6 protein-coding genes are annotated in these 8108 nt (G+C 71.1%); 4 read left to right on the top strand and 2 right to left on the bottom strand.

Annotated elements, in window-relative coordinates:
- Positions 1–117: 117 nt before the first annotated feature.
- Entirely contained in the window at positions 118–939 is an 822-nt protein-coding gene (locus AB0K36_RS34250) for a response regulator transcription factor (RefSeq protein WP_364601650.1), read from the bottom strand.
- A 144-nt stretch (positions 940–1083) separates the two neighbouring features.
- Between AB0K36_RS34250 and AB0K36_RS34245 the strand changes: the two genes are divergently transcribed.
- From AB0K36_RS34245 to AB0K36_RS34235, 3 genes are all read left to right on the top strand, one after another.
- Positions 1084–2760, top strand: a complete 1677-nt coding sequence (locus tag AB0K36_RS34245) for an AMP-binding protein (protein ID WP_364601648.1) — start codon at positions 1084–1086, stop codon at positions 2758–2760.
- The gene (locus tag AB0K36_RS34240; RefSeq protein WP_364601645.1) at positions 2757–4364 is read left to right on the top strand and encodes an AMP-binding protein; all 1608 of its coding nucleotides are present in this window, start codon (positions 2757–2759) and stop codon (positions 4362–4364) included. Before AB0K36_RS34245 ends, AB0K36_RS34240 begins: the two co-directional genes overlap by 4 nt.
- Before the next feature lie 143 nt (positions 4365–4507).
- Positions 4508–5137, top strand: a complete 630-nt coding sequence (locus tag AB0K36_RS34235; RefSeq protein ID WP_364601643.1) for an NADPH-dependent F420 reductase — start codon at positions 4508–4510, stop codon at positions 5135–5137.
- An 86-nt stretch (positions 5138–5223) separates the two neighbouring features.
- On the opposite strand, the gene AB0K36_RS34230 is transcribed toward AB0K36_RS34235, so the two are convergent.
- Positions 5224–5955, bottom strand: a complete 732-nt coding sequence (locus AB0K36_RS34230) for a hypothetical protein (RefSeq protein ID WP_364601641.1) — start codon at positions 5953–5955, stop codon at positions 5224–5226.
- Between the two features lie 253 nt (positions 5956–6208).
- Between AB0K36_RS34230 and gcl the strand changes: the two genes are divergently transcribed.
- On the top strand, positions 6209–7996 hold the full coding sequence (gene gcl / locus AB0K36_RS34225; RefSeq protein ID WP_364601639.1) for a glyoxylate carboligase: 1788 nt from the start codon (positions 6209–6211) through the stop codon (positions 7994–7996).
- The last annotated feature ends 112 nt before the right edge of the window (positions 7997–8108 follow it).

Here is an 8108-nt window from a genome sequence, read left to right as displayed (position 1 = left end):
TGAGGGCACCGCGCGGAGCGCGGTACGCCGCCCGCAGGGCGGTACGGGGTCCGGGGCCTGCCCCGGTTTCGGGAAGGGGCGGGTAGGGGACAAGCCCCGCGCAGCGGGTGGCGCGCGTCACGGCAGGAGGCCGGCCCGGCGGGCCGCCACCACCGCCTCCAGCCGCGTCCGCGCCCCCAGTTTCCGCATCGCCGACCGCAGATACGCCTTCACCGTCTCCGGCCGCAGCCCCAACCGCCCCGCCGCCGCCGCGTTCGTCGCGCCGGAGGCGACGCAGCCGAGCACGTCCAGTTCGCGCGGCGTCAGCGACACCTCGCCGGTCGCCGAGCCCGGCGCGGTCGGGCCCGGGACCAGTCGCGCGCAGACCGCGAGCAGTTCCTCGCGCAGGACCCGGTCCGTGATCCGGGGGGCCAGGGCCCGCAGTTCGCCGTGGACCTCGCGTACGGTCTCCCGGTCGCGCGGACCCACGGCGTCGTCCGTGGCCGGTGGGCGGGCCCTCGCGAGCAGCTGCTGCATCTCGTCGCGGACGGCCAGCGCCTGCTCGACGTCCCGCGCCGCCGCCACCGCCGCGTCGAGGACGCGGTCGCCGAGCACGAGAGGCCGGCGCAGCGCCCCGTACAGCAGGCCCCGCACCCGGCGGTGCACCACGACGGGGACGGCGACCACCGACCGCAGCCCCTCGGAGGCCACCGCCGCGTCGTACTCGTGGCTGATGTGCCGCGCCGCCGGGTAGTCGGTCACCGCGCATGGCCTGGACAGGGCCATCGACTTGCCGCCCAGGCCGTTGCCCGCGCAGATGGCGAGCCCGCGCAGGGCCCCGGTCGCGGTGCCGTTCAGCTCGCCGATGCGCAGCTGCTGCCGCCGCCCGTCGGTGAGGAGCCCGCCGAAGGCGACGGGGAGTCCCGTCGTCCGCCGCAGTCGGAGCAGCGCCGCCCGCATCTCGGCCGCTTCGCCGGTTCCTGTCACGCGTGCTTCCTCCCTCCGGTGCCCCCGAGGCGGGGACGACACCCCCGTACGGGGGTAGTGAGACCTCGGTCACCGATTACACGATGTGGACGGCCGGTCCCGCAACGAGGAGGACACATGACGTCTGGCAGCGCGACGGAGAGGTTCCGGGCCGCACGGGACTTCCTGCTGGAGCACCGGGAGGACTACGTACGCGCCTACGAGGGCTTCGAGTGGCCCCGCCTCGAGCACTTCAACTGGGCGCTGGACTGGTTCGACGTCATCGCCGAGGGCAACGACGCGCCCGCGCTGCGGATCGTCGAGGAGGACGGGACGAGCAGCCGGTTCTCGTTCGCCGAGATGTCCGCCCGGTCCGACCGGGCGGCGAACTGGATGCGCGCCCAGGGGGTCGGGGCCGGTGACCGGATTCTCGTCATGCTCGGCAACCAGGTCGAGCTGTGGGAGACCGCGCTCGCCGCGATGAAGCTGCGCGCCGTGATGATCCCGGCGACGCCGCTGCTCGGCCCGGCGGACCTGCGCGACCGGATCGAGCGCGGCCGGGTGCGGCATGTCGTGGTGCGCCCGGAGGACACCGGCAAGTTCGACGACGTCCCCGGGGACTACAGCCGGATCGTGGTCGGCGGCGAGCGTCCCGGCTGGCTGTCCTACAGCGGCGCCTACGAGAGCCCGCGGTTCTTCGAGCCCGACGGCCCCACCCGCGCGGACGAGACGCTGATGCTGTACTTCACCTCCGGCACCACCGCGCGGCCGAAGCTCGTCGAGCACACCCATGTGTCGTACCCGGTCGGTCATCTCGCGACCATGTACTGGATCGGGCTGAAGCCCGGCGACGTGCACCTGAACATCTCCTCGCCCGGCTGGGCCAAGCACGCCTGGTCCAATCTGTTCGCGCCGTGGAACGCGGAGGCGACGGTCTTCATCCACAACTACACACGCTTCGACCCGGTCCGGCTGATGGCCGAGATGGACCGGGAGGGGATCACCAGCTTCTGCGCCCCGCCGACGGTCTGGCGGATGCTCATCCAGGCCGACCTGAGCGGGCTGCGGAAGCCGCCGCGTGAGGTCGTCGCCGCCGGTGAGCCGCTCAACCCCGAGGTCATCGAGACGGTGCGGCGCGAGTGGGGCGTGACCATCCGCGACGGGTTCGGCCAGACCGAGACGGCCGTGCAGGTCTCCAACAGCCCCGGCCAGCTCCTGAAGGCCGGCTCGATGGGCCGGCCCAGCCCCGGCTACAAGGTCGACCTCCTCGACCCGGTCACCGGGGAACCGGGCGCGGCGGAGGGCGAGATCGCCCTGGACCTGTCCGGCCGGCCGGTGGGCCTGATGACCGGGTACCACGGCGACGAGGAACGCACCGCGGAGGCGATGGCCGGCGGCCACTACCGCACGGGCGACATCGGCTCCCGCGACGCCGACGGCTACATCACCTATGTGGGCAGGTCGGACGATGTCTTCAAGGCCTCCGACTACAAGATCAGCCCCTTCGAGCTGGAGAGCGCGCTGCTGGAGCACGAGGCGGTGGCGGAGGCCGCGGTGGTGCCCGCCCCCGACCCGGTGCGCCTCGCCGTCCCGAAGGCGTACGTCGTCCTCGCGGAGGGCTGGGAGCCCGGGCCCGACACGGCGAAGCTGATCTTCGAGCACTCGCGCGCGGTGCTCGCCCCGTACAAGCGCATCCGCCGGCTGGAGTTCGCCGAGCTGCCGAAGACCGTGTCCGGGAAGATCCGCCGGATCGAACTGAGGGAGCGCACGGCCCAGGGCTCCGCCGCCGAGTACTCGGAAGGCGACCTGCGATGACCCTCTCGTACGCACACGGCGTCAGCGGCACCCCGCTGCTCGGCGAGACGATCGGCGGCAACCTGGCGCGTACCGCCGCCGCGCACCCCGGCCGGGAGGCACTGGTCGACGTGGCGGCCGGCTCCCGCTGGACCTACGCCGAACTCGACGCCACCGTCGATCTGCTGGCCCGCGGACTCCTCGGCTCGGGCATCGGCAAGGGGGACCGGGTCGGGATCTGGGCGGTCAACTGCGCGGAGTGGGTGCTGATCCAGTACGCCACCGCCCGGATCGGCGCCATCATGGTGAACATCAACCCGGCGTACCGGGCGCACGAGCTCGAGTTCGTACTGAACCAGGCCGGGGTCTCGCTGCTGGTCGCCTCGCGGACGCACAAGACCAGCGACTACCGCGCCATGGTCGACGCGGTGCGCCCCGAGTGCCCGGGGCTGCGCGCCGTCCACTACATCGCCGACAGCTCCTGGGACGTGCTGCTGGAGGCGGCCGCCGGCGTCACCGACGAGCAACTGCGGGCCCAGGAAGCGCGGTTGTCGTGCGACGACCCCGTCAACATCCAGTACACGTCGGGCACGACCGGCTTCCCGAAGGGCGCCACGCTCTCCCACCACAACATCCTCAACAACGGCTACTTCGTGGGCGAGATGATCGCCTACACCGAGCAGGACCGGATCTGCATCCCGGTGCCCTTCTACCACTGCTTCGGCATGGTCATGGGGAATCTCGCCGCCACCTCCCACGGCGCGTGCATGGTGATCCCGGCGCCCTCCTTCGACGCGGCGGCCACCCTGCGCGCCGTGCAGCAGGAGCGCTGCACCTCGCTGTACGGGGTGCCGACGATGTTCATCGCCGAGCTGAACCTGCCCGGCTTCGCCTCCTACGACCTCTCCACCCTGCGCACCGGCATCATGGCGGGCTCGCCGTGCCCGGTGGAGGTGATGAAGCGGGTCGTCGCCGAGATGAACATGGCCGAGGTGTCGATCTGTTACGGCATGACGGAGACGTCCCCCGTCTCCACGCAGACCCGGCGCGACGACGACCTGGAGCGCCGCACGGGCACCGTCGGCCGGGTCATGCCGCACATCGAGGTCAAGGTCGTCGACCCGGTCGACGGCGTGACCCTGCCGCGCGGCGAGGCGGGCGAGCTGTGCACCCGTGGCTACAGCGTGATGCTCGGCTACTGGGACGAGCCGGAGAAGACGGCGGAGTCGGTCGACGCGGGCCGCTGGATGCACACGGGCGACCTCGCCGTCATGCGCGAGGACGGCTATGTCCAGATCGTCGGCCGCATCAAGGACATGATCATCCGGGGCGGCGAGAACGTGTACCCCCGGGAGATCGAGGAGTTCCTCTACGCGCACCCGAAGATCGCCGACGTGCAGGTGGTCGGCGTGCCGGACAAGCGCTACGGCGAGGAGATCCTCGCGTGCGTGATCCCGCGCGACCCGGCCGACGCCCCGACGCTGGAGGAGATCACCGAGTTCTGCCGCGAGAAGCTGGCCCACTACAAGATCCCGCGCCGTCTGGAGGTCCTCACGGACTTCCCCATGACGGTGAGCGGCAAGGTCCGCAAGGTGGAACTTCGGCGCCGCTTCGGGGACGGCTGAGTCAGGGACGCGTACCGGAGACCCGGCCGGGGCGTGCGCGCACGACCCGGCCCGGGCGGGCCGGGGGACCTACGCCATGAGGCCCACAACGTCCGGGCCCTGAGCCCGATCCGGCCGGGTCGCCGCGCCGTTAGCGTCGCACCATGCGAATAGGAATCCTTGGCACAGGAAACGTGGCCCGAGCGCTGGCGGCCGGCTGGTCCGGCGCGGGACACGAGGTGGTTCTCGGGTCGCGCCGTCCGCAGGACAGGAACGAACCGGGCTTCACCGTCGTGGGTCTCGACGAGGCGGCCGCCGACGCGGAGGTCGTGGTCAACGCGACGCCGGGGACCGTGTCCCTGGAACTGCTCGCCGCGATCGGGGCGCCGGTCCTCACCGGAAAGACGCTGATCGACGTCGGCGTCGGACTGTCCGACGACTACACGGAACTCTCCCACCCCAACAGCAGTCTCGGCGAGCAGATCCAGGCCGCCTTCCCGGGAACGGCGGTGGTCAAGACGCTGTGCACCATGGACTCCACCGTGATGGCGCACCCCGCCGGCCTGGACGGTCCGAGCACGGTCTTCCTCTCCGGCGAGAGCATCCCGGCCAAGCAGCTCACCGGCCGCCTCCTCGGCGACCTCGGATGGCCGCCCTCCTCCGTGATGGACATCGGCGGCATCACCACGGCACGGGGACAGGAGCACTTCGCGCTGCTCTTCATGGGGATCGCCGCCGGCGTGGGCGGCCACACGTTCAACATCAACGTCGTCACGCCGTCGGCCCGGCGGTGAGGCGTTCCGGTCGCTGACCGGACCGGCGGGGGAGGAGCGCCGGGGGAACGGGGAGGGGAGCGGGGGAGAAGTCGTCGCGCGGGGCGTCACACGCCCGTGGAGATCAGCTCGTCCGCAGGGGCGTTGACCGGCTGCGGGCAGCCGGTGAGGTCCATGACGAACAGGGGGACGCCGAGCTGGTCGGCACGGGCGCGGGCGTCGTCCGCGTAGCCCGCGAGGGAGAAGAAGACGCTCGCGGAGGACGAGCTGAGGCCGTTCAGCCACAGGCATTCGACGGCGCGCAGGGTCGCCGGTCTGGTCGTGGGGTCGACCTGGGCGACGATGCCGGGGCCTCTGAGGTCGATGCCGGACACGGGGCGGACCTCGGGCTGGATCACGTCTCGGAAGCCCAGCCACTTGAGATAGAGGGCGGCGGCGGTGACCGCGTCGCGCGCGGTGCGGATCGTCACCGGCCGGAAGGAGGGCCGGGAGGCGACGGCCGTGCGCGGCAGCGGTATGTGCCAGGGGCGCCTCGGACGGCCCGGCCCCTCGGCGTGGGCCGGCACCGGCCGTGTGCCGACGGGCCGGACCGGGACCCGCAGGACCGTGCCGCAGGGGCAGCCCAGCTCGGGCTGGGGCCACTGGTCCAGGCGGTCGCACTCGGGGCACCGGACCGTCACCCAGTCGTCCGTCCAGGTGCGGTGCGTTATCGGCTCCGGCCGGGCGGCTCGCAGCAGGGGCGCCGCGAGCGGGGCGCCGCACGGGCACGGGTAGACGGGTGCCGCGAAGAAGTGGTCACGGCGGCAGACCGGGCAGCGCACCGGCACGCTCTCGGTCATCGCGCCTCTCTTCCTCTCCTCGATTGCCCCCATCGTCCATCAACCGCGCCCCGTTGGCGAGGCACTTCGCCGACTCCGCGGGCCGGCGGCCGTCGTGGTGGGCGTCCCTTGACGTGGCCCGGAGCGCGCCCTACATTGCTTCCGTATAGCAAAATTGAACTTCCACAATACGGAATAGCTGCTCTCAGGTGGCGCGACAGAGCCTGTTCCGACCGTTCCGACCAGATCCGACAGGCCGAAGCAGGAGCACCCCATGCCTCGAATGACCGCCGCCCGTGCGGCAGTTGAGATCCTCAAGCGTGAAGGCGTCACCCACGCGTTCGGTGTGCCGGGCGCAGCGATCAACCCCTTCTACAAGGCCCTCCAGGCCGGCGGCGGCATCGAGCACACGCTCGCCCGCCATGTCGAGGGCGCGTCCCACATGGCCGAGGGCTACACCCGTACCCGGCCGGGCAACATCGGCGTCTGCATCGGCACGTCCGGCCCCGCCGGCACGGACATGATCACCGGGCTGTACTCGGCGATCGGCGACTCGATCCCGATCCTGTGCATCACCGGCCAGGCCCCCACCTCCGTGATCCACAAGGAGGACTTCCAGGCCGTCGACATCGCCTCGATCGCCAAGCCGGTCACGAAGGCCGCGACGACCGTGCTGGAGGCCGCGCAGGTCCCCGGCGTGTTCCAGCAGGCCTTCCACCTGATGCGCTCCGGCCGCCCCGGCCCGGTCCTGATCGACCTGCCGATCGACGTCCAGCTCACCGAGATCGACTTCGACCCGGAGACGTACGAGCCGCTCCCGGTCTACAAGCCGGCCGCGACCCGGGCCCAGATCGAGAAGGCCATCGGCTTCCTGCTGGAGTCCGAGCGTCCGCTGATCGTCGCCGGCGGCGGCATCATCAACGCCGACGCCTCCGACCTGCTCGTCGAGTTCGCCGAGATCACCGGCACGCCCGTCGTCCCCACCCTGATGGGCTGGGGCACCATCCCCGACGACCACGAGCTGAACGCCGGCATGGTCGGTCTCCAGACGTCGCACCGCTACGGCAACGCGAACTTCCTCGAGTCCGACTTCGTCCTCGGTATCGGCAACCGCTGGGCCAACCGTCACACCGGCTACAAGCTCGACGTCTACACCAAGGGCCGCAAGTTCGTCCACGTCGACATCGAGCCCACCCAGATCGGCAAGATCTTCGCCCCCGACTACGGCATCGCCTCCGACGCGAAGGCCGCCCTGGAGCTCTTCGTCGAGGTCGCGAAGGAACTGAAGGCCGCCGGCCGGCTGCCCGACCGCCGGGAGTGGGTCGACGCCACCAACGAGCGCAAGGCGACCCTCCAGCGGCGTACGCACTTCGACAACGTGCCGCTCAAGCCGCAGCGCGTGTACGAGGAGATGAACCGCGCGTTCGGGCCGGAGACGCGGTACGTCACCACCATCGGTCTCTCGCAGATCGCGGGCGCCCAGATGCTGCACGTCTACCGGCCGCGCCACTGGATCAACTGCGGTCAGGCCGGCCCGCTCGGCTGGACGATCCCCGCCGCGCTCGGCGTGGCCAAGGCCGACCCGGAGGCGTCCGTCGTCGCCCTCTCCGGCGACTACGACTTCCAGTTCATGCTGGAGGAACTGGCGGTCGGCGCGCAGCACCGCATCCCGTACGTCCACGTCCTGGTGAACAACTCCTACCTGGGCCTGATCCGTCAGGCGCAGGCCGGCCTGGACATCAACTTCCAGGTCAACCTGGAGTTCGAGAACATCAACTCCCCGGAGATCGGCGTCTACGGCGTCGACCACGTCAAGGTCGTCGAGGGTCTCGGCTGCAAGGCGATCCGCGTCACCGAGCCGGACCAGCTGCTGCCGGCCTTCGAGGAGGCGAAGAAGCTCGCCGCCGAGTACCGGGTCCCGGTCGTGGTCGAAGCGATCCTGGAGCGCGTCACCAACATCGCGATGAGCAAGACCGCGGACATCAGTGACGTCACCGAGTTCGAGGAGATCGCCACCGAGCCGGGTCACGCCCCGACCGCGATCAGGCCGCTGAAGGTCTGACCTCACCGCAAGCCCTCGAAGGGCCCGGTCCGCACCACCCCGACCGGGCCCTTACCGCCGATCGGAAGATCACAAGTCTGTACTACAGTCACCTGTCTACAGAAAGGGTATT

Origin of the sequence: Streptomyces kurssanovii (assembly GCF_040677245.1) — a bacterium.
GTDB classification, from domain to species: domain Bacteria; phylum Actinomycetota; class Actinomycetes; order Streptomycetales; family Streptomycetaceae; genus Streptomyces; species Streptomyces kurssanovii.
The sequence above is the reverse complement of the archived record's forward strand: the minus strand, read 5'-3'. Positions and strand labels throughout refer to the sequence as shown.